The organism is Streptomyces misionensis, assembly GCF_007896895.1.
GTDB classification, from domain to species: domain Bacteria; phylum Actinomycetota; class Actinomycetes; order Streptomycetales; family Streptomycetaceae; genus Streptomyces; species Streptomyces misionensis_A.
Genome location: NZ_VOGW01000035.1, coordinates 27,076 through 46,678, shown reverse-complemented (window position 1 = coordinate 46,678; position 19,603 = coordinate 27,076). Strand labels below are relative to the sequence as shown.

The window sequence follows — 19,603 nt, the reverse complement described above, 5'->3', positions numbered from 1 at the left end:
TCACTCTTGATATGGGCGTGACATTTGACGACAGAACCTAGCAGGCGGTCGGCGCGTAGCGCGCCAGCTGGTCCTTGATCCACGGGTCGTAGACCGCCAGCTTGCGCTTGGCGGCGGGGTCGAACTGGGCCAGCTGTCCCTCGATCCAGGGGTCGAGGCGGTGGTGCCGGCGAGAGCAGACGGAGGTGGACGGGGCCGTCGCGGCGCGGGCGCCGGTCCCCGGGGCGTGCTGGGGCGCGGCCGACGCGGAGCCCGCGCCGGCCAGCAGCGCGCCACCGACCAGTGCGGCCGAGGCTCCCACCGCTCCTGCGTGCCGTATCAGCTTGATCATGACGTTCTCCTTCCTGCGCGGCCGGTGACGAGCCCGGGGCGCCCTGTGGTGGCTCACCCCGTCGGTGCACGACCGGCCGGTGGGGGCGTCTACCCCACCACTCACGCCTCACTCGTCCGCGTGCGCGGACGGAAGGAGTCGCCCCCGGCTCAGGCGCTCGGCTGCGCCTCGGTGGGCGCCGGCGCTGCCCCGCCGCCCACACCCGCCGGCGCGCTTCCCGCGGCCACGGCCTTGAGCTGCTCCAGCGAGTCCCGTGCCACCCGGACGAGGGGGCGCTGCTCGTCCGCGGTGATCCAGCGTTCGAAGGCGACCTTGAAGACGGCGACGCCCGTCTCGGCGGTCAGGCTCGCGACCGGTTCCGGGACGCCGCGGCGGCGCAGGGTGTCGGCGAGGGCGGCCGCCAGTGAGGCCAGCTTGATCAGTTCGCGCTCGCGCAGCTCGGCGGTCGCCGAGATCACGGCGTGCCGCTTGCCCGCGAACTCGCGCCGCTCCTCAAACATTTCGCAGACCGCGTCCAGACCGGCCGCCAGCGCGTCGAGGGGCGTCGCGGAGGGCGGGACGTCGGCGACCGCGTCGGCGAACAGCCGCTCCAGTTCACCGGACCCGGCGAACAGGACTTCGCGCTTGTCGGCGTAGTGCCGGAAGAACGTGCGCTCGGTGAGTCCGGCGCGTTTCGCGATCTCCGCCACGGTGGTCTGTTCGAATCCGCGCTCGCCGTACAGCTCCAGCGCCGCCTTCGCCAGGCGCTCCCGCCCGTTCGGCTCCCATCTGCCCATAGCGCGCATCCTACGTGATGACAGTCACCGACATCAGTGCTAGCGTTGACGACAGTAACTGACATCAGAGATGTGGGGAATTCCTATGCGCGTTTTCGTGACCGGTGCGTCCGGCTGGATCGGTTCCGCCGTCGTTCCGGAACTCCTCGACGCGGGCCACCAGGTGGTCGGCCTGGCCCGTTCCGAGGCCTCCGCCGCCGCTCTCACCGCGGCGGGCGCCGAGGTCGTCCGCGGCGGCCTGGACGACCTCGACGTCCTCGCGTCCGCCGCCGCCGACTCGGACGGGGTGATCCACCTCGCCTTCAAGCACGACATCGCCTTCTCCGGCGATTTCCGGGGCGCGGCCGAGGCGGACCGCAGGGCCGTCGACACCCTCACCGGCGCGCTCGCCGGGAGCGACCGCCCCTTCGTCATCGCCTCCGGGGTCGCCGGGCTCAAGCCGGGCCAGGTGTCGACGGAGCGGGACATGCCCAGGGTCGAGGGCGACTCGCCGGTCCTGATCCGGGCGATCACCGCGGATGCCGTACTGGCGTGCGCGGAGCGGGGGGTGCGCTCCAGCGTGGTACGGCTCGCCCCCACCTGCCACGGCGAGGGGGACCACGGGTTCGTCGCCGCTCTGATCGGCATCGCGCGGGAGAAGGGCGTCTCCGGGTACGTGGGCGACGGCGCCAACCGCTGGCCGGCCGTGCACCGGCTCGACGCGGCGCGGCTGTTCCGGCTCGCGGTCGAGCAGGCCCCGGCGGGCACCGTGCTCCACGGCATCGCCGAGGAGGGCGTGCCGGTCCGTGAGGTGGCCGAGGTGATCGGCCGTCATCTCGGTCTGCCGGCGGTCTCGGTGAGCGCCGAGGACGCGGCCGCGCACTTCGGCTGGATGAGCGGCTTCGCGGCGATGGACGCCCCCGCGTCGAACGACCTCACCCGCAAGCTGCTCGACTGGGAGCCGACCCGGCCCGGCCTGCTCGCCGACCTGGAGGAGGGGCACTACTTCCGCGCCCCGGCGGGCGGCACCGCCTGACCCCGGCCAGGCACGCGGCACGCGGCCTCGCGGTCCGCGGGCCCGCTCCCGGCCGGGTCCGAGATCCGGTCGGCCCGGTCCCCGGTGGCAGCAGTCACCGGGGACCGGGCCGGGTCGGGCGCACCGGCCTCCGACGTTTCTAGTCGAGCGGCGCGCCGAACCACCTCCGCGTCTGGTGGGCCAGGTCCGCCGGGTCCTCTCCGGCCCAGACCACATGGCCGTCCGGGCGCAGCAGCACCGCGGGGACGTCCAGCCGCTCGCTGCCGTCGCGGACATGGTCGATCCGGTCCGCCCAGCCGGTCACCGAGAGGCGGCCGGTGCCGTCGAGCAGCAGGCCGCGGCCGTGGCGCATCAGCTCGTAGAGGCGGCCGTGCTTCAGCGGCATGTCGGGCAGCCGTCGGCCGAGCAGGTCGTGGCCCTCGCCGACGTCGTAGCGGATCGCGGTCGCGATGATCTTCTCGGTGAGGTGGCGGTTCACCTCCTCGAAGTCCATCAGCTCCGTCACCAGTCGGCGCACCGCCCGGGCGCCCGGTTCGAGGGAGACCAGCTCCATCTGCGCCCGGGTGTTCTCCAGTACGTCGGCGGCGACGGGATGCCGTTCACGGTGGTAGGTGTCCAGCAGGTCCGCGGGCGCCCAGCCGGCGATCTCGGCGGCCAGTTTCCAGCCGAGGTTGAAGGCGTCCTGGAGGCCGAGGTTGAGCCCCTGCCCGCCCATCGGCGGGTGGACGTGCGCCGCGTCACCGGCCAGCAGGACCCGGCCGTCCCGGTAGCGCTCGGCCTGCCGGGTGCCGTCGCCGAAGCGGGCGAGCCGGCGCGGTTCGTGCATGCCGAAGTCGGTGCCGGCGACGGCCCGCAGCTGCCGTCGGACCTCCTCGGGCGTCGGCGGGAGCGCACGGTCCTCGGCCACCCCGTCGGCGGGTACGACGACGCGGTACACGCCCTCGCCGATGGGCATGGCGCCGAAGCGCAGCTGTGTTGTGCGGACGTCGGCGACCACGGCGGCCACCTCCTCCGGGGACGCCGTCAGCCGCATCTCGCCCAGCAGGGTGTCGACCCGCGAGGGCTCGCCCGGAAACCCGATGCCGAGCAGCTTGCGCACCGTGCTGCGACCGCCGTCGCAGCCGACGAGATAGCGCGAGCGCAGCCGGGTGCCGTCGGCCAGCTCGGCGCTCACCCCGTCCGCGTCCTGGCTCAGTCCGGTCAGTTCGCTGCCGCGGCGGAGTTCGGCGCCCAGTTCGACGGCGCGCTCGGCCAGCAGGCGGTCGGTCACGGGCTGCGGGATGCCGAGGACGTACCCGTGCGCGGTGTCCAGGCCCTGCGGCTCCGGCTTGCGGATGCCCGCGAAGAAGCCGCCGAGCGGATGCCGCCGGCCGAGCGCCAGGAACCGGTCCAGCAGGCCGCGCTGGTCCAGCACCTCGATGCTGCGCACGTGCAGGCCGAGCGCCCGGACGATCCCGGTCGGCTCCGTCTCCTTCTCCAGCACGACCGTGCGCACGCCGTGCAGCCGCAGCTCGGCGGTGAGCATCAGTCCGGTCGGCCCGCCGCCCGCGATGATCACGTCGATCAAGGAAATCCCCCCATGCGCCCAGGTCACGGACCGCGCTGCCACCGGCGGCCCGCCGTTCAGGCTGGTGATTGTGCGCCGTGTACGGGGGCTTGCCGCAAGGCCCCCCACCCGCTATACGTTGAGAGTGGCAAGGAGTACGCACTCCTTGCCTTTCCTGTGCGCGTCTCCGGTTTCGTTGAGCCGGACGGGTGACATCCCTTCGGGTGAACGCCGGGTGAGGCACGGCCCGTGGACGGCGTTCCGGGGGCCTTCCGCCGCCGAGTGGTCACCGCGGACGCATCGACGCAGCGCGTTGTCAAGGTCGCGGAGGGTGACGAGGCGGGAGGGTCGCGGGTCCGCGATAAACGGGAGGCATGAGACCGTTCCGCATCCAGTCCTGGGCCGCCGCCGTGCTCCTCGCGGGCGCCTGCGCCCTCACCGGTCCGGCGACCGCTCCGGCCGTACAGGGAGCGCCGAACAGGGCGGCCGTGGCCTATGTGGCCCTCGGTGACTCGTACTCGTCCGGGGTGGGCGCCGGCAGCTATCTCGCCTCGGGCGCGGACTGCCTGCGCAGCAGCAAGGCGTACCCCGCCCTGTGGGCCTCGGCCCACGCCTCGTCCTTCGCCTTCGTCGCCTGCAACGGCGCCAGGACGGGCGACGTGCTGGCCAAGCAGCTGGGGCCCCTCGACGCCCGGACCACCCTGGTCAGCGTCACCGCCGGCGGCAGTGACGCGAGCTGGGCGAAGGTCATGGGGATCTGCGCCCTGCCCGGCACCACCACGTGCATGTCGGCCATCGCCAACGCGCGCGACTACGTCGACAAGAATCTCCCGGCCAACCTGGACCGGCTCTACTCGGCGATCCGGAGCAAGGCGCCGTCCGCCCATGTCGTGGTGCTCGGGTATCCGCATTTCTACCAGCTGCACGGCACCTGTGCGCGCGGGCTCGACGACAGCGAGCGGGCCGCGCTCAACGCGGCCATCGACCATCTCGACAGCCTGATCGCCCAGCGCGCCACCCGGCACGGCTTCACCTTCGCGGACGCCCGCAAGGCGTTCAGCGGCCACGAGATCTGCTCGGCCGGTCCCTGGATGCGCAGCGTCGACCTGCTGGACCTGACGGAGTCGTACCACCCCACGGCCTCGGGCCACTCCCTCGGCTATCTGCCCCTGTTCACCCGCTCGGCCTGAACCCGCCGGGGCGGGGCACCACCGTCGGCGAGCGCCTGGGACCCGCTCGGCCTGAACCCGTCAGGGCGGGGCACCTCCATCGGCGAGCGCCCGCGCCTCCGGCGTCAGCGGTCGCCGGAGGCGCGGTCGGGACGGCCGCGGGTGGCGCCGAAGCCGGTCTCGTGGTCCCAGACGTGGGTGCAGGTGGGGCACTGGAGGTGGAGCACACTGCCGGTGTTCGACAGCAGGTAGCGCCAGTGCTTGCCGCACCTGCGGCGTTCCTCGCAGGTGGCGCAGCCGCGGTGGTCCGCGCAGTGGGGGCAGGTCACCCAGGCGCGGCGGCCGATGTCGGCGTGCGGATCAAGCGGCAGCACGGCCGTCTCCGCGCTCGGGCAGGACACCGGCGGCGACCAGTTCGTCGTAGATGCGCTGCTGCTCCTCGTCCAGGCCGGAGTAGAGCAGATCGCGGGCGGCGTCCTCGTCCCGCAGCGCCTTGACGGGGTCCCACCCGGGGCTGACGGCGTCCATGACATGGGCCCGGCGGAGCATCTCGTGGGCGGTGAGGTCGACGGAGAACTCGACCGGGGCGGCGGGGGTGGGGTCATACGTGGACATACGTACGAACTTAGGGATCGCTTCTCCGCTGCGGCAAGGCTGGGTGGGGGACCTCACAGCAGGTCGGCGGCATGGACGGCGACCGGCCCGGTGCCGCCGCGCGGAACCGGGCCGGTCGATCACGGGAACGCCGGGTCAGCGCTCTTCACGGAAGAGGACGTGTCCTTGGGCCACCGGGTCGTACTTGCGCAGGACGAGCCGGTCGGGGTCGTTGAGACGGTTCTTTCGCGTCACGTAGGTGACGCCGGTCCCGGCGGTCGACTTCAGCTTGACGACGGGACGCGTGGTGCTGCGTGCCATGGGATACCTTTCCGCCCGGCCTCCGCCCTCTTCGGGCCATGTCCCGGGCATGCCAATCACCGGGATCAACCGGGCCGGCGGCCGGGATATTCCACCGCCGGGGCCGCCCGGCGCCCTCTCCCGCTGGGAGTTTTCTGTGGGATCCCGGCGGTGGACGCCCGGCGCGGGCGGCATCGGGGCCGGACTCTCCGGAAACTCCCAGGATCTCTCCGGAACCGGACAGCGGGCACTGTCAGGCTCGGCGCTCCCCGAAGAGCACGACGTGATCTGGAGTCGCCCCCGTGGCCTCGTTCCTTTGCAAGCTGGGCCGGTTCTCCTTCCGGAAACGCTGGTTCGTGGTGGTGGTGTGGACCGGCCTGCTGGTGCTGGCCGGCATGCTGGCCGCCCGGGCCGCCCCGGCGCCCCCCAACGACTTCTCCATGCCGGGCACGGAGGCACAGCACGCCTCCGACCTGCTGGCGGACGGTTTCCCCGGGCTGCACGCCGACGGCGCCACGGCCCGGGTGGTGTTCCGGGTCAAGGACGGGAGGATCTCCGATCCTGAGGTCAAGGGGGAAGTGGAGGCGACCGTCCGCGCGCTGGGCGCGGATCCCCAGGTGAGCCAGGCGACCGATCCGTTCCGGACGGGTTCGGTGAGCAAGGACGGCTCGACCGCCTACAGCCAGGTCTCCTACGAAGTCTCCTCCTCGCATCTCGAGGACTCCTCGCGGTCGGCGCTGCTCAAGACCGTGGAGGACGCCCGGTCCTCCACGCTGACCGTGGAGGCGGGGGGCAATGCCGTCTCGGCGGTGACGGCCGGCGGCCACTCCAAGGAGGCGATCGGCCTCGCGGTGGCCGCGGTGGTCCTGGTCCTCACCTTCGGTTCGCTCGTGGCGGCGGGGCTGCCGCTGCTGACGGCCCTGCTGGGCGTAGGCACCGGCGCCTGCGTGATCAAGGCACTGTCCGCCCCGCTGGGTCTCGGCACCACCACCACCGGCCTGGCCACCATGATCGGCCTGGCCGTGGGCATCGACTACGCGCTGTTCGTGGTCTCCCGCTACCGCGCCGAACTCGCCCTGGGCCGTGACCGCGAGGACGCTGCCGCACATGCGGTGGGCACGGCCGGGTCGGCCGTGGTCTTCGCCGGCACGACCGTGGTGATCGCGCTGGTCGGACTGCTGGTGGTGAACATCCCGCTGCTCACGCAGATGGGCTTCGCCGCGGCGGGCACGGTGGTACTCGCGGTGCTGATCGCCCTCACCCTGATCCCGGCGCTGCTCGGGATCGCGGGCCGGCGCATCGGGCCGGCGCGTCCGCCGCGCCGTCGCACGGGCCGTACGGCCCGGGACGGCCTCGGGGTGCGCTGGGCGCGCTTCGTCGTCCGCCGACCGGTCGCCGTTCTGCTGACCGGGGTCGCCGCGCTGGCCGCGGTGGCCGTTCCGGTCGCCTCGCTCCAGATGGGGCTGCCCGGCGACGCGAGCCAGCCGGTGTCGACCACCCAGCGCAGGGCCTACGACCTGGTCACCCAGGGCTTCGGACCCGGCTTCAACGGCCCGCTGACCGTGGTCGTCCGGTCCGCCTCCGGGGGCCCCGCCAAGGCCGCCGCCGAGAAGACCGCCCACCAGGTCAGCGGCTTGGACGACGTCGCCTCGGTGGGACGGCCTCGGCTCAGCGAGTCCGGTGACACCGCGGTCCTCAACGTCGTACCGGCGAGCCCGCCCGGCAGCGAGCAGACCTCCGATCTGCTGAACGCCCTGCGCGACCCGGGCCTGGCGCACACGGCGGACGCCCGGATCCTGGTCGGCGGCAGCACCGCCATGAACGCCGACGTCTCCCAGAAGCTGTCCGACGCCCTGCTGCCCTATCTCGCCCTCGTGGTGGGCCTGGCGTTCCTGCTGCTGATCGCCGTCTTCCGGTCCCTGCTCGTCCCGCTCAAGGCGGCGCTCGGCTTCCTGCTGTCGGTCCTGGCAGGTCTGGGCGCGGTCGTCGCCGTGTTCCAGTGGGGCTGGCTGGCGCAGCTCTTCGGAGTCGCCCAGCCGGGCCCGGTGATGTCGATGATGCCGATCTTCATGGTCGGTGTGGTCTTCGGTCTGGCCATGGACTACGAGGTCTTCCTGGTGACGCGGATGCGCGAGGCGTACGTCCACGGCAGGACGCCGCTCGAAGCGATCGCGGACGGGTTCCGGCACAGCGCGCGGGTCGTCGTCGCGGCGGCGGTGATCATGATCTCGGTGTTCGCCGCCTTCATGGGTTCGGACGAGCAGATGCTCAAGACCATCGGATTCGGCCTCGCGATCGCGGTGTTCTTCGACGCGTTCGTCGTCCGGATGGCGATCGTGCCGGCGGTGCTCGCCCTGCTCGGCGACCGTGCCTGGCGGCTGCCGCGGCTGCTGGACCGCTTCGTGCCGAACCTGGACGTGGAGGGCGAACGGCTGCAAGCGGCCACGGTGCCCGCCGCGCCCGCGCCCGAGGAGCCGGCCGTCCACTGCGACGAGACCGCCGAGGCGGGTCGGCTCGGTCCCGGCGCCTGACCACCAGCCGTACCCGCCCCTTCGCACCGTCCCGCTCGTCACCCGCAGAGGAGTCAGCCCATGCCCGCCTCGCCGCAGCCCGGCACCGCCCCGCCGCGTGGACCGTGGTGCCATGCCCTGGAAGGAGGCCTCGCCGTCCTGGCCGCGGTGGCGGTGATGGCCGTCACCGCCTGGGCGGGTCTGCTGGCCCTGGGGGCCGGCGCGATCGCACCGCTGTCCCGGCTCGTGCCCACCGTGCTGAGCATGGCTTTCGGCGGCGCAGTCGGCCTGGAGTCCGCTCCCTCGGCCGCACCGGCGGCCGGGGGCGGGCTGCTCGGCGCGCTGGGCGGCTCGGGTGGTGGTCTCGGCCTGAGCGTCGACGGGGAGGTGCGGGCCCTGCCGTTGATGCTGACGTTCCTGGGCACGGCCGTCCTGGCGACGGTGTTCTTCCGGCCGCTGCGCCGCCGGTCCCGCCCGCTCCCGGCCTTGCTGTGGGCCCGCGCGGGCGGGGCGCTGAGCACCGCCGCGGTGCTGCTGCCGGTCCTCGCGCTGCTCGGCCGGGGGACGGCGCGGCTGCCCGGCTCGGTGACGGAACGGCTCGGCGCCAAGGCGGGCGGCGCCGGCGGGGCCATGGGCGGCCTGGGGGGCCTCGGCGCGGGCACGGGCGGCTCCGGCAAGGGCCTGGGCGGCGCGCTCTCCTCGGTGGCCTTCCACTCCGACGTCGTGTCCACCGCCTTCCTCGGGGTGCTGGGGGTCTGCGCCGTGCTGGGGATCGGCTGTGTGGCGGCACGGCGTACGAGCCTGCCCCGGCCGGTGGCGCTGAGCCGGATGCGCCTGAAGTGGCACCCCGTGGCCTCCACGCTGACCGGGATGGTCGCCGTGGCGTGCTTCCTCGTCCTCGCGCTGGCGGTGCTGGCCGGGGCGGCATCGCTGGCCGGCCGGGAGCAGGCGGCCCGGGCCGCCGGTGCGCTGCTGCTGGCCGGGCCCGGGCTGCTCGCCGTCCTGCTCACCTCCGGTCTCGGCGCCTCCTGGGAGGCCGCCTTCCGGCGCGATCAGGGCAACGGCGCCGGGATGCTCGGGATGCTCGGCGGCGAGGCCAGGGGCGCGGGTGCGGGCAAGGACAGGTCACTCGCCGTGGGCGACTGGTCCGGCGCCGGTGCGCCGCTGTGGCTGATCGGGCTGGTGCTGCTGTTGGTCCTGCTGGTGCTCGCGGGATATCTGATCGCGGCCCGCACACCGGCTCGCTCCGCGCGCGAGGAGGCGGACGCCCTGCTCGGCCGGCATCTGGAGCTGGCGCTGCGGACGGGCGTCGCGGCGGCCGGAACCGTGCTGCTGTGCTGTCTGACGGCCCGGGTCTCCCTGCGGATGGGCATCAACGTGATGGGCGGCGAGATGGGCGCGGTGACGGCCGGCCTGGACGCGGCGGTGCGGATGAGCGCTCTCACCGGATTCGTGACGGCCACCGCCGCGTCGTACGCGGGCAGCCGGTTGCACGGACTGCGGGCCGCGCACCGGCCCCAGGTGCCGGGTCCGCCCCGCCCGGGTCCCCGCCGCCGCACGATGACGTCCGAATCGTCCCCCGGGGCCGGTGTGGTCTCATGAACGAGGGCCCCGGTTTCCCGGGGCCCTCACCCGGCCTCCCCTCCCCCGATGTCTGCGAGGCAGCACTCCGCACATGGCGACACCGACTTCCACAGGGCGCTCCACGACAGGCCAGGACCATCTGCTCGTGGTGGACGACGAGCCCACCGTCCGGGAGCTGCTGCGCACGGCCTTGTGCTACGCGGGCTTCGACGTCGACGCGGCGGCGACCGGGCAGGAGGCCCTCGACCTGGCCGTCCAGTGCCCGCCGGACCTGGTCCTGCTCGACGTCATGCTGCCCGACATGGACGGTTTCGAGGTCATCCGCCGATTGCGCGCCCTGCCTCGCTCCCTGCCCGGGCGGGGTGGCGACGTGCCCGTGCTGTTCGTGACCGCGCGCGAGACCCGTCAGGACCGTCTCGACGGACTGCGGCTCGGCGCCGACGACTATGTCACCAAGCCCTTCGACCTGGAGGAGCTGATCGCACGGATCAACGCGGTCCTGCGCCGCACCAGGGGCGAGGCGCCGGCCCGGCTGGTCGTCGGCGATCTGGAGCTCGTGCCCGAGGGGCATCACGTCACCCGCGCGGGGCGGACCGTACGGCTGTCCCCGACCGAGTTCCGGCTGCTGCACTTCCTGATGGCGAACGCCGGGCGGACGATGAGCAAGGGGCAGATCCTGCAGAGCGTGTGGGAGTACGACTTCGGGGGCGATCCGAGCATCGTCGACACGTACATCAGCTATCTGCGGCGCAAGATCGACGCCGAGGAACCCAAGCTCATCCACACCGTGCGGGGCATCGGCTACGTCGTGCGCGAGCCCCGGTCGTGAGGCGGCACCCGCTGGCCCTGCCCGGCCGGCTGCTGCACCGCACCTCGCTGCGCACCCGGTTGCTGTGCCTGGCCACGGCGCTGGTCGCCGTGGGGCTGATCGCGACGGGTGTGATCGTCACCACCTCGCTGCACGGCTACCTCCAGGACCGGGTGGACGACCGGCTCTCCCTGACCGCGCAGATCGCCGCCCGGCTGACCCCGCCTTCCGGCGACGACGCCACCCGGGTGGCGAAGGCGGTGTCCCTGCTGCGGGAGACGTCCGTGACCTACGTGGACGACCGCGGCACCGTCCGCCGGGCCTTCGACGCCCACGCGACACCGTCCGGCGGGGTGCCGGATCTGCCCCGGCTGGATCGCGGGGCCGTACTGGCGCACGGCGGTCGTCCGTTCACGGTGGCCTCGCGCGACGGCGACCACGCCTGGCGGGTCCTCGCCGTGGTCCAGCCGGACCAGCGCATCCCGGCCGGGGCCACCGCCACGCCGGGCAGCGTCGTCGTGGCCACCTCGCTGGACGAGGTCGACCGCACTGTCGCCAAGACCCGGGGCCTGTCGCTGACCGCGGGGCTCGTGCTGGTGGCGGTGCTCGCGGTGGCCGGCCGGTTCGCGATGCGCTCCGGGCTGCGCCCCCTGACCCGGATCGAGGAGGCCGCCAACCGGATCGCGGCCGGGGACCTCGCCCACCGGGTGCCCGAACTCGCCGATCCCCGCACCGAGGTGGGGCGGCTGACCGCCTGCCTCAACCAGATGCTCGCCCAGATCGACACGGCCTTCCAGGCCCGCGCCGAGGCCGAGTCGAGGATGCGGCGGTTCTTCGCCGACGCCAGTCACGAACTGCGCACCCCCCTGGTCGGCATCAAGGGCTACACCGACCTGTACCGCATGGGCGCCCTGGCCTCACGGGGCGACATCGACCAGACCATGGCCCGGATCGCCCAGGAGTCCGAACGCCTCACCCGGCTGGTGGAGGACATGCTGCTCCTGGCCCGGCTGGACGAGGACACCGTGCACGGCCCGGCCGGCAACCCGGTCTTCCCGCTCGATCTCGCGCCGATGGACCTGCGCACCCTGGCCGCCGACGCGCTGCACGACCTGGGGGCCCTGGACGCCACCCGCCCGGTCACGCTCACCGGCCCGGGCGGCGGGCGGCCCGGCACCGCACCCGCCCTGGCCGACGAGGCACGGCTGCGCCAGGTGGTCACCAACCTCGTCGGCAACGCCGTCGCGCACACCCCCGCCGGCACCCCCGTCCGGATCGGCGTCGGCACGGCGGACGGCGAGGCCGTGCTGGAGGTCGCCGACCGGGGCCCGGGGCTGACCGAGGAGCAACGCGCCCGTGTCTTCGACCGGTTCTACCGCGCCGACGACTCCCGCACCCGTGCCTTGGGCGGCGGCTCCGGGCTCGGCCTGGCCATCGCGCACGCCCTGGTCGCGGCGCACGGCGGGCGCATCGAGCTGCGCACCGCGCCGGGCGAGGGCTGCACGTTCCGGGTGCTGCTGCCGCTTTTGGAACGCGCCCTCGCGGCGGACGCGCACCCCGAGGACTCCCCTCCGGCGTCCGGGAGTTGACCGCCGTCACAGACCGACCGTGGCCCTGCGCTGCGCCTGGTCGAACTCGGTGAGCGGATCGCCACCGGTGTTCCAGGGCCAGGGCGTGACGATGCCGCCGATGGTCTCGAAGAGCGCGGCGGCCTCGCGGCGGCGGTCGGCGGCCATCAGCGCGTAGGCCAGCAGGTTGAGGTCGGCCAGGGCCCTGGCATGCCGGAGGAAGCCGGGCTGGTTCCAGGTGTGGGCCACCCGGTCGAGGGCCCGTACGGCCATGGCGTGGGACCAGTGGTTGCGCGCCACCAGTGCCTCGAACCCGCCCCGGCGCAGGACGGAGTGGTACTGGAGCACCTGGGCGGTGAGTTCGACGGACGCGCAGGGGGCGTTGGCCGGCATGCGGGCGCTCAGGGTGTCCACGAACTCCAGCACCTGGATGCGCGAGCCGCCCTCCTCGGGGCTGAGGTAGCCGAGCATGGCGAGGTAGGCCTCGCGGTTCCAGCGGTCGCGGGCGAGCACCTCGTTCCACACGCCGAACGCCTGGGGCTGCGCCCAGCGTTGCAGCCGGGCCACCGCCAGCAGGACGACCCAGGGGGCGGGGTCCTCGGGGGCGAGGCCGGCGGCCTTGACGCAGAGGTCGGCGGCCGCCGAGGCGTCGTCCGGGCGCCCTTCGGCGCGGGCGCGGATCACCTGTGACCAGGCGTGCAGCACCAGCGCGTCCGGGTTGCGCGGCTCCCGGGCGGCCCAGGCACCGGGCAGGTGCGAATCCGTCATGAACGCGGCCAGGACGTCCATGCGGTGGGTGCGACGGTCCCACTCGCCCGGTTCGTGGTCCAGCAGGCGGGTGATCTGCGCCGCGCACAGGTCGGTCGTGGCGATCGTCCCCGTCCGTGTGGTCGCCCGCAGGGATTTGAGCAGTCTGCCCAGCTCCTGGTCGTCAAGTTCCGGAGCCAGCCGCGTTCTGCGGCGGCGACCTGAGAGAAATGCCATGCAGGGAGGCTAGGGGCGCCCGGGCATCGCACAAGGTTTTCGCCGAGATCGTTATGGATCACCCGGCTCACCGGCCGCCGCCCGCCGGTTTCCCGGGTGCCGGCCGTCCGTGCCGCGCCCCGCGCGGACGGCCGCGGCGGGCGGGCGCTCGCGCCGGGCGCCGTACGCGATGAAGTAGGCGGGCAGCCGGCGCAGCCGGCGGGAACCGGCGAGCAGCCGGGCGACGCGGCGCGCCCGGTCCGCGTCGCCGAGGGGCGGCCGGCCCTGGAGCACGGGGCGGATGATCCGGGCGTGCGCCGCCCGCTGGAGGGCCTGGGTGGCGACCGTGGTGGGCCGGCGGTGGCGCTGGAGCGCGCGCAGGTCGCGGGGGCGCACGGTGCCGCGGCGCAGTGGGTCCACGAGATGGCGGGCGGTGGCCACGGCGTCCTGGACCGCGAGGTTGATGCCGATGCCGAAGACCGGGGACATGGCGTGGGCCGCGTCGCCGATGCACAGCAGGCCGGGGCGGTGCCAGCGGCGCAGCCGGTCCAGGCGTACGTCGAGGAGCTTGACCTCGTCCCAGGAGCGCAGGGCATCGGCGCGGTCGGCGAGCCAGGGGACGGCGGCGGTGAACTCGGCCCGGAACCGGTCGAGTCCGGCGGCGCGGCGGGCGCGGTCGGTGCCCTTGGGGATGAGGACGGCGCACTGCCAGTAGTCGCCGCGGTCGATCATCGCGGTGAGGAAGCGGTCGCCCGCGCCGCCGACCAGTCCGCCCGGATCGCCCGCGCGGCGCGGCAGCCGGAACCACCACGCGTCCATCGGGCAGGCGAACCGGCGCAGGCCCAGCTCCGGCCGGGTGCGGGCGAGCGAGCCGCGGCCGTCGCAGGCCACGGTGAGCAGGGCGCGCAGCTCGCCGGTGCGGCCGTCGGCGGTGCGGTAGCGCACGCCGGTCACCCGGCCGCCCTCGGTCAAGAAGCCGGTCGCCTCGGTGTTCATCCGCAGCTCGAAGGCGGGTTCGCGGCGGGCCTCGTCCGCCAGGAGGTCGAGCAGGTCCCACTGGGGCACCATCGCCACGTAGTCGTAGGGACCGCGCAGCACCGACAGGTCGGCGACCGTGACCTCGGGGCGGCCGGGATCGACCGGCAGCCGGACGGTGCGCACCCGGCGCTGCGGCAGCCGGGCGAAGCGCTCGGCCAGGCCCAGCTCGTCCAGCAGCGCCAGGGTGGAGGGGTGGACGGTGTCGCCGCGGAAGTCGCGCAGGAAGTCGGCGTGTTTCTCCAGCACCGTCACCTCCACGCCGGACCGGGCCAGCAGCAGCGCGAGCACCATGCCCGCGGGGCCGCCGCCCACCACACAGCACGTGGTCCTGTCCCGTGTGTCCATCGCGCTCCTGCCCTTCGCCCGAGCAGTAATTCACCGAACGATGAATAACTACCCTCGGGGTCGCCCGCTCACACCCCCGCCGCGACGGTCGGCGGCCGGTCCCGGTGGATCGGGGCCCGCCCCCCGGTCAGCGGCGCGCCGGTGCCGCCCCGCCGGGCCGCGACGATCTCCGCGGCGATCGACAGGGCGGTCTCCTCGGGCGTACGGGCACCCAGGTCGAGGCCGATCGGCGAGCGCAGCCGGGCCAGTTCCCGCTCGCTCACGCCCTCCGCGCGCAGCCGCCGCTCGCGGTCCTCGTGGGTGCGCCGCGAGCCCATCGCGCCGATGAAGGCCACCGGCATGCCGAGGGCCACCTTGAGCAGCGGTACGTCGAACTTCGCGTCGTGGGTGAGCACGCACAGCACCGTGCGGGCGTCGGTCGCGGTGCGCCGCAGATAGCGGTGCGGCCAGTCGACCACCACCTCGTCGGCGTCCGGGAACCGGGCCGGGGTGGCGAAGACGGGCCGGGCGTCGCAGACGGTCACATGGTGGCCGAGGAACTTCCCGGCCCGCGCCAGCGCCGCGGCGAAGTCCACCGCACCGAAGATGATCATGCGCGGGGGCGGCACGTCCGACTCGACCAGCAGGGTGAGGCCGCCGGGGCAGTGCGAGCCGTCCGCCGAGACCTCCACCGTGCCGGTGCGCCCCGCCTCCAGCAGGGCGCGGGCCTCGGCCGCCGCGGTCCGGTCCAGGTCGGCGTGGCCGCCGAGGGTGCCCTCGGGCGTGCCGTCGGGCCGTACCAGCAGGGCGTGGCCCAGCAGGTCGGCCGGGCCGCGGGCGACCCGGGCGAGGGCCGTCGGCCCGCCCTCGGCGGCGAGCGCGAGGGCGCGGGCGAGGACCGGCCGGGCGGGCGCCTGGGCGCCCACCGGGGTGACCAGGACCTCGATCACCCCGCCGCAGGTCAGCCCCACGGCGAAGGCGTCCTCGTCGCTGTAGCCGAACCGCTCGACCACGCTCCGGCCGGTCTCCAGCGCCTCCTGGCACAGCTCGTAGACCGCGCCCTCCACACAGCCGCCGGAGACCGAGCCGATGACGGTGCCCGCGCGGTCCACGGCGAGGGCCGCGCCCGGATCGCGCGGGGCGCTGCCACCGACGGAGACCACGGTGGCGACGGCGAACTCCCGGCCCTCGCCCAGCCACCCGGTCAGCTCCGCGGCCAGGTCAAGCATCCGGCGCTCCCTCCCGCGCGGCCGCCGACAGGACACGGTCCGGCCGGATGGGCAGGGTGCGGTGGCGCACGCCGGTCGCGTGCCAGACGGCGTTGGCGACGGCGGCCGCGGCGCCCACGATGCCGATCTCGCCGATGCCCTTGATGCCGACCGGGTCGTTCGGGTCCGGGTCGTCGATCCAGTCGGCCTCGATGCGCGGCACGTCGGCGTGGGTGGGCACGTGGTAGCCGGCCAGATCGGCGCCGACGAGGCCGCCCGAGGCGTGGTCCCGCACCGCCTCCTCGTGCAGGGCCATGGAGATGCCCCAGATCATGCCGCCGAGCAGCTGGTTGCGCGCGGTGAGCGGGTTGACGATCCGGCCCGCCGCGAAGATGCCCAGCATCCGGCGCACGCGCACCTCGCCGGTGCCGGGGTCCACGGCCACCTCGGCGAACTGGGCGCCGAAGGAGTGCCGTTCGGCCGGGGTGAGCGCGCCGATGGCCTCGGCGGTGTTGGCACGGACCGTGATGCCCTCGGCCGGGATGTCGGTGCCGAGGGCGAGCCGCTCGCGCACCTCCTGGGCCGCGGTCTGCACGGCCCAGGACCACGAGCGGGTGCCCATGGAGCCGCCGGCGATCATGGCGGGTCCGAAGTCGCTGTCGCCGATGCGCACGTGGATGCGCTCCGGGTCGGCGTGCAGCGCGTCCGCGGCGACCAGGGTGAGCGCGGTACGGGCCCCGGTGCCGATGTCGGCGGCGGCGATCCGCACGGTGAAGCGGCCGTCCGGGTGCGCGGTCACGGTCGCCGTGGAGGGTGCCACGCCCGCCGGGAAGGAGGCCGCCGCGGTGCCGGTGCCGAGCAGCCAGCGGCCGTCGCGGCGCAGTCCGGGGCGCGGGTCGCGGTCGGCCCAGCCGAACCTGCGGGCGCCCTCCCGGAAGCAGTCGGACAGCCGGCGGCTCGCGAACGGCAGCCCCGAGACCGGCCCCCGCTCGGCGTCGTTGCGCAGCCGCAGCGCGACCGGGTCCTGGCCGCAGGCCACGGCGAGTTCGTCCATCGCCGACTCCAGCGCGAACGACCCCGGCGCCTCGCCGGGGGCCCGCATGAACGTCGGGGACGGCACGTCGAGGCGCACCACGCGGTTCTCGGTGCGGTGGGCGTCGGCGTCGTACATCACCCGCGCCACCCCGGAACTGGGCTCCACGAACTCGAACACGGTGGAGGTGGCGCTGAGGGAGCGGTGCTCCAGGGCACGGATGCGGCCGTCGGCGTCGGCGCCGAGCCTGATCCGCTGGACGGTGGGGCTGCGGTAGCCGATCAGCGTGAACATCTGACGGCGCGTCATGACCACGCGCACCGGGCGGCGCAGCACGCTCGCGGCCATCACGGCGGCCACCTGGTGGGCGCGCACGCCCTTGCTGCCGAAGCCGCCGCCGACGTGTTCGGAGCGCACGCGCACGGTGGCCGGATCGATCGAGAAGAGGTTGGCGAGGTCGCCGACGACCCAGGTGGCGCCCTGGTTGGAGTCGAAGACCTCCAGGCGGTCGCCGTCCCAGTGGGCGGTGGCCGCGTGCGGTTCCATCGGGTTGTGGTGCTCTTCGGGGGTGGTGTACTCGGCGTCCACCACCACGTCGGCGGCGGCGAGTTCGGCCTCCAGGTCGCCCTTCTCCGTCACCGCGGGCATGATGCCGTCCGCCCGGTAGGCGTCGGGGCGGTCCGCGCCGAAGTCGGTGTCGTGCGGCTCCTCCTCGTAGTGCACCACGAGCGACTCCGCGGCCTCCCGGGCCTGTTCGGAGGTCTCGGCCAGCACGAGCGCCACCGGCCAGCCCCGGTGCGGCACCCGGCCGTGCTGGAAGACGGCACAGGTCGGGTCGGGGCGCATGCCCAGCAGGCTGGCGAAGTCGGTGTTCAGGCGCGGGGCGTTGCGGTGGTCCAGGACGGCGAGCACGCCCGGCATGGCGAGGACCGGCTCGGTGTCGAGGGCGCGGATGCGGCCGTGCGCGACCGTGGAGAGGACCAGCCAGCCGTGGACGAGGCCGGCGAAGGGGATCTCGCCCGCGTACCGGGCGGCACCGGTGACCTTCTCCCTGCCCTCCACGCGGGTGCGGGCGGTGCCGACGGAGGGCGCGCGGGTGCCGGTCCTGGGAGTGGTGGCGGTGGTCATCGGGCGGCCTCCTCGGCGAGTTCGGTCAGCACGGCCACGACCAGGTTGCGCATCAGGTCCACCTTGTATCCGTTGTGCGGCAGCGGGCGCGCCGCGGCCAGTTCGGCGTCCGCCGCGGCGGCGTAGGTCTCGGGGGTCGCCGGTGCCCCGGTCAGCACTCGTTCGGCCGCGTGGGCCCGCCAGGGCCGGGAGGCGACCGCGCCGAGGGCCAGTCGCGCCTCGTGCACGACGCCGCCTCGGACGTCGAGCGCGGCGGCGAGGGAGCCGATGGCGAACGCGTAGGAGGCGCGCTCGCGCACCTTGCGGTAGCGGGAGCGGGCGGCGACCGGCGCGGGCGGCAGGACGACGCCGGTGATCAGCGCGCCGGCCGGCAGCGCGGTCTCGCGCTCCGGGGTGTCGCCGACGGGCGGATAGAACTCCGTGAGCGGCAACTCGCCCGGACCGTCCGCGGTTTCGAACCGTACGACCGCGTCGAAGGCGGCGAGCGGTACGGCCATGTCCGAGGGGTGGACGGCCACACAGCGCTCGGAGGCGCCCAGGATCGCGTGGTTGTGGTGCTCGCCCTCCAGCGCGGGGCAACCGCTGCCGGGGACGCGCTTGTTGCAGGGCCGGGTGACATCGGTGAAGTAGCCGCAGCGGGTGCGCTGGAGCAGATTGCCGCCGACCGTCGCCATGTTGCGCAGCTGTCCGGAGGCACCGGCCAGCAGCGCCTGGGCCAGCGCCGGGTAGCGGCGCCGCACCTCGGGGTGGGCGGCGAGGTCCGCGTTGGTGACGGTGGCGCCGATGCGCAGCCCGCCCTCGGGCGTCGACTCGACGCGGTCGAGCGGCAGTTCGCGGATGTCGACCAGCCGGGCGGGGCGTTCGACACCCGCCTTCATCAGGTCGACCAGATTGGTGCCGCCGCCGAGGTAGCGGCTGTCCGGGTCGGCGCCGAGCAGGGCGACGGCACCGGCGACATCGGCGGCCCGCTGGTAGTCGAACTCCCTCATGCCACATCCTCCTCGGACACGGTCGCGGCACCGGTGGCACGCGGGTCCGCCGCCGCCTTGGCCACGGCGTCCACGATGGCGACGTAGGCGCCGCAGCGGCACAGGTTGCCGCTCATCCGCTCACGGATCTCCTCGGGGGTCAGCGGCGGCGGTCCCGCTTCGGGCCGGATGTCGTCGGTGACGGCGCTCGGCCGACCCTCCGCGTGCTCGCGCAGCACCCCGATCGCGGAGCAGATCTGCCCCGGTGTGCAGTAGCCGCACTGGAACCCGTCGAGGTCGAGGAAGGCCTGCTGCACCGGGTGCAGCCGGTCGCCGTCCGCGACGCCCTCGATGGTGGTGATCTCCCGCCCCTCGGCCGCCACGGCCAGTTGCAGGCAGGAGACGGTCCGGCGCCCGTCCAACAGGACGGTGCAGGCGCCGCATTGGCCTTGGTCACAGCCCTTCTTGGTGCCGGTCAGGGTGAGGCGTTCACGCAGTGCGTCGAGCAGGGTGGTGCGGTGGTCGACGGGCAGTGTGAACTTCTCGCCGTTGATGTGCAGGGTGACGACACTGGACGTCGAGGTGGCCATGGCAGCTTCTTTCGCGTTTCCGGAGCAGTCGGCGGGCAGCTTGTGCGGGAGCGGACGGACCGGCGGCCGGGCCGCCGGTCACAGCGCCGGGGAGCTGGCCGACGGCGGGGTGCTCGTCGGCGCTGTCGTGCGGGTAGTACTCGGCGACCC

The 19,603-nt window shown here is 74.2% G+C and carries 18 protein-coding genes; 6 read left to right on the top strand and 12 right to left on the bottom strand.

Annotated features, from left to right (window positions below; genetic code table 11):
- Positions 1–37: 37 nt before the first annotated feature.
- Both FRZ03_RS05890 and FRZ03_RS05885 read right to left on the bottom strand, forming a co-directional pair.
- On the bottom strand, positions 38–331 hold the full coding sequence (locus FRZ03_RS05890; protein ID WP_146464059.1) for a hypothetical protein: 294 nt from the start codon (positions 329–331) through the stop codon (positions 38–40).
- Positions 332–480: 149 nt separating this feature from the next.
- Complete coding sequence (locus FRZ03_RS05885; protein WP_146464058.1) at positions 481–1,107, bottom strand: TetR/AcrR family transcriptional regulator; 627 nt, start codon at positions 1,105–1,107, stop codon at positions 481–483.
- A gap of 85 nt (positions 1,108–1,192) precedes the next feature.
- Here FRZ03_RS05885 and FRZ03_RS05880 point away from each other — a divergent pair, with 85 nt between their 5' ends.
- A complete protein-coding gene (locus tag FRZ03_RS05880; protein ID WP_146464057.1) occupies positions 1,193–2,122 on the top strand; it encodes an SDR family oxidoreductase in 930 nt (309 codons plus the stop codon).
- A gap of 139 nt (positions 2,123–2,261) precedes the next feature.
- Here FRZ03_RS05880 and rox read toward each other — a convergent pair whose 3' ends face one another.
- The gene (rox, locus tag FRZ03_RS05875; protein WP_146464056.1) at positions 2,262–3,689 is read right to left on the bottom strand and encodes a rifampin monooxygenase; all 1,428 of its coding nucleotides are present in this window, start codon (positions 3,687–3,689) and stop codon (positions 2,262–2,264) included.
- 353 nt (positions 3,690–4,042) lie between these two features.
- Between rox and FRZ03_RS05870 the strand changes: the two genes are divergently transcribed.
- Positions 4,043–4,858, top strand: a complete 816-nt coding sequence (locus FRZ03_RS05870) for an SGNH/GDSL hydrolase family protein (RefSeq protein ID WP_146464055.1) — start codon at positions 4,043–4,045, stop codon at positions 4,856–4,858.
- Positions 4,859–4,962: 104 nt separating this feature from the next.
- Here FRZ03_RS05870 and FRZ03_RS05865 read toward each other — a convergent pair whose 3' ends face one another.
- The 3 genes from FRZ03_RS05865 to rpmG all read right to left on the bottom strand — a co-directional run bounded on the left by FRZ03_RS05865 (position 4,963) and on the right by rpmG (position 5,752).
- Positions 4,963–5,211 (bottom strand): hypothetical protein, encoded by a 249-nt coding sequence (locus tag FRZ03_RS05865; protein ID WP_146464054.1) that lies wholly within the window; start codon positions 5,209–5,211, stop codon positions 4,963–4,965.
- Positions 5,198–5,452 (bottom strand): DUF6400 family protein, encoded by a 255-nt coding sequence (locus FRZ03_RS05860; RefSeq protein ID WP_146464053.1) that lies wholly within the window; start codon positions 5,450–5,452, stop codon positions 5,198–5,200. The genes FRZ03_RS05865 and FRZ03_RS05860 overlap by 14 nt, the downstream gene beginning before the upstream one ends.
- A 135-nt stretch (positions 5,453–5,587) precedes the next feature.
- Positions 5,588–5,752: a 50S ribosomal protein L33 gene (gene rpmG, locus FRZ03_RS05855; protein WP_146464052.1), complete on the bottom strand. Its 165-nt coding sequence runs from the start codon at positions 5,750–5,752 to the stop codon at positions 5,588–5,590.
- A 281-nt stretch (positions 5,753–6,033) separates the two neighbouring features.
- Here rpmG and FRZ03_RS05850 point away from each other — a divergent pair, with 281 nt between their 5' ends.
- The 4 genes from FRZ03_RS05850 (at position 6,034) to FRZ03_RS05835 (ending at position 12,222) form a co-directional block, all read left to right on the top strand.
- Complete coding sequence (locus FRZ03_RS05850) at positions 6,034–8,262, top strand: MMPL family transporter (protein WP_146464051.1); 2,229 nt, start codon at positions 6,034–6,036, stop codon at positions 8,260–8,262.
- 60 nt (positions 8,263–8,322) lie between these two features.
- A complete protein-coding gene (locus FRZ03_RS05845; protein WP_186785271.1) occupies positions 8,323–9,843 on the top strand; it encodes a streptophobe family protein in 1,521 nt (506 codons plus the stop codon).
- Positions 9,844–9,916: 73 nt separating this feature from the next.
- Entirely contained in the window at positions 9,917–10,654 is a 738-nt protein-coding gene (locus FRZ03_RS05840) for a response regulator transcription factor (protein ID WP_146464050.1), read from the top strand.
- A complete protein-coding gene (locus FRZ03_RS05835) occupies positions 10,651–12,222 on the top strand; it encodes a HAMP domain-containing sensor histidine kinase (protein WP_261398601.1) in 1,572 nt (523 codons plus the stop codon). Before FRZ03_RS05840 ends, FRZ03_RS05835 begins: the two co-directional genes overlap by 4 nt.
- Positions 12,223–12,228: 6 nt before the next feature.
- Here the strand turns inward: FRZ03_RS05835 and FRZ03_RS05830 are convergent, their stop codons facing one another.
- From FRZ03_RS05830 to FRZ03_RS05805, 6 genes are all read right to left on the bottom strand, one after another.
- Complete coding sequence (locus tag FRZ03_RS05830; RefSeq protein WP_146464049.1) at positions 12,229–13,185, bottom strand: hypothetical protein; 957 nt, start codon at positions 13,183–13,185, stop codon at positions 12,229–12,231.
- Between the two features lie 51 nt (positions 13,186–13,236).
- A complete protein-coding gene (locus FRZ03_RS05825; RefSeq protein WP_146464048.1) occupies positions 13,237–14,547 on the bottom strand; it encodes an FAD-dependent oxidoreductase in 1,311 nt (436 codons plus the stop codon).
- Between the two features lie 68 nt (positions 14,548–14,615).
- Positions 14,616–15,755, bottom strand: coding sequence for an XdhC family protein (locus tag FRZ03_RS05820; RefSeq protein ID WP_146464047.1), 1,140 nt, complete (start codon positions 15,753–15,755; stop codon positions 14,616–14,618).
- Positions 15,748–17,895 carry a xanthine dehydrogenase family protein molybdopterin-binding subunit gene (locus FRZ03_RS05815; RefSeq protein ID WP_146464046.1) on the bottom strand — a complete coding sequence of 716 codons (2,148 nt, stop codon included), beginning with the start codon at positions 17,893–17,895 and terminating at the stop codon, positions 15,748–15,750. The genes FRZ03_RS05820 and FRZ03_RS05815 overlap by 8 nt, the downstream gene beginning before the upstream one ends.
- Positions 17,892–18,884, bottom strand: coding sequence for an FAD binding domain-containing protein (locus FRZ03_RS05810; RefSeq protein WP_146464045.1), 993 nt, complete (start codon positions 18,882–18,884; stop codon positions 17,892–17,894). The genes FRZ03_RS05815 and FRZ03_RS05810 overlap by 4 nt, the downstream gene beginning before the upstream one ends.
- A complete protein-coding gene (locus FRZ03_RS05805) occupies positions 18,881–19,453 on the bottom strand; it encodes a (2Fe-2S)-binding protein (protein ID WP_146464044.1) in 573 nt (190 codons plus the stop codon). The genes FRZ03_RS05810 and FRZ03_RS05805 overlap by 4 nt, the downstream gene beginning before the upstream one ends.
- Positions 19,454–19,603: the final 150 nt, after the last annotated feature.

Excerpts from the sequence above, each read along its gene's own strand:
- FRZ03_RS05860 (WP_146464053.1), bottom strand. The coding sequence starts at position 5,452 with ATGTCCACGTATGACCCCACCCCCGCCGCCCCGGTCGAGTTCTCCGTC.
- FRZ03_RS05820 (WP_146464047.1), bottom strand. The coding sequence starts at position 15,755 with ATGCTTGACCTGGCCGCGGAGCTGACCGGGTGGCTGGGCGAGGGCCGG.
- FRZ03_RS05825 (WP_146464048.1), bottom strand. The coding sequence starts at position 14,547 with ATGGACACACGGGACAGGACCACGTGCTGTGTGGTGGGCGGCGGCCCC.
- FRZ03_RS05840 (WP_146464050.1), top strand. The coding sequence starts at position 9,917 with ATGGCGACACCGACTTCCACAGGGCGCTCCACGACAGGCCAGGACCAT.
- FRZ03_RS05870 (WP_146464055.1), top strand. The coding sequence starts at position 4,043 with ATGAGACCGTTCCGCATCCAGTCCTGGGCCGCCGCCGTGCTCCTCGCG.
- FRZ03_RS05810 (WP_146464045.1), bottom strand. The coding sequence starts at position 18,884 with ATGAGGGAGTTCGACTACCAGCGGGCCGCCGATGTCGCCGGTGCCGTC.
- FRZ03_RS05805 (WP_146464044.1), bottom strand. The coding sequence starts at position 19,453 with ATGGCCACCTCGACGTCCAGTGTCGTCACCCTGCACATCAACGGCGAG.
- rpmG (WP_146464052.1), bottom strand. The coding sequence starts at position 5,752 with ATGGCACGCAGCACCACGCGTCCCGTCGTCAAGCTGAAGTCGACCGCC.
- FRZ03_RS05890 (WP_146464059.1), bottom strand. The coding sequence starts at position 331 with ATGATCAAGCTGATACGGCACGCAGGAGCGGTGGGAGCCTCGGCCGCA.
- FRZ03_RS05845 (WP_186785271.1), top strand. The coding sequence starts at position 8,323 with ATGCCCGCCTCGCCGCAGCCCGGCACCGCCCCGCCGCGTGGACCGTGG.
- FRZ03_RS05815 (WP_146464046.1), bottom strand. The coding sequence starts at position 17,895 with ATGACCACCGCCACCACTCCCAGGACCGGCACCCGCGCGCCCTCCGTC.
- FRZ03_RS05830 (WP_146464049.1), bottom strand. The coding sequence starts at position 13,185 with ATGGCATTTCTCTCAGGTCGCCGCCGCAGAACGCGGCTGGCTCCGGAA.
- FRZ03_RS05880 (WP_146464057.1), top strand. The coding sequence starts at position 1,193 with ATGCGCGTTTTCGTGACCGGTGCGTCCGGCTGGATCGGTTCCGCCGTC.
- FRZ03_RS05885 (WP_146464058.1), bottom strand. The coding sequence starts at position 1,107 with ATGGGCAGATGGGAGCCGAACGGGCGGGAGCGCCTGGCGAAGGCGGCG.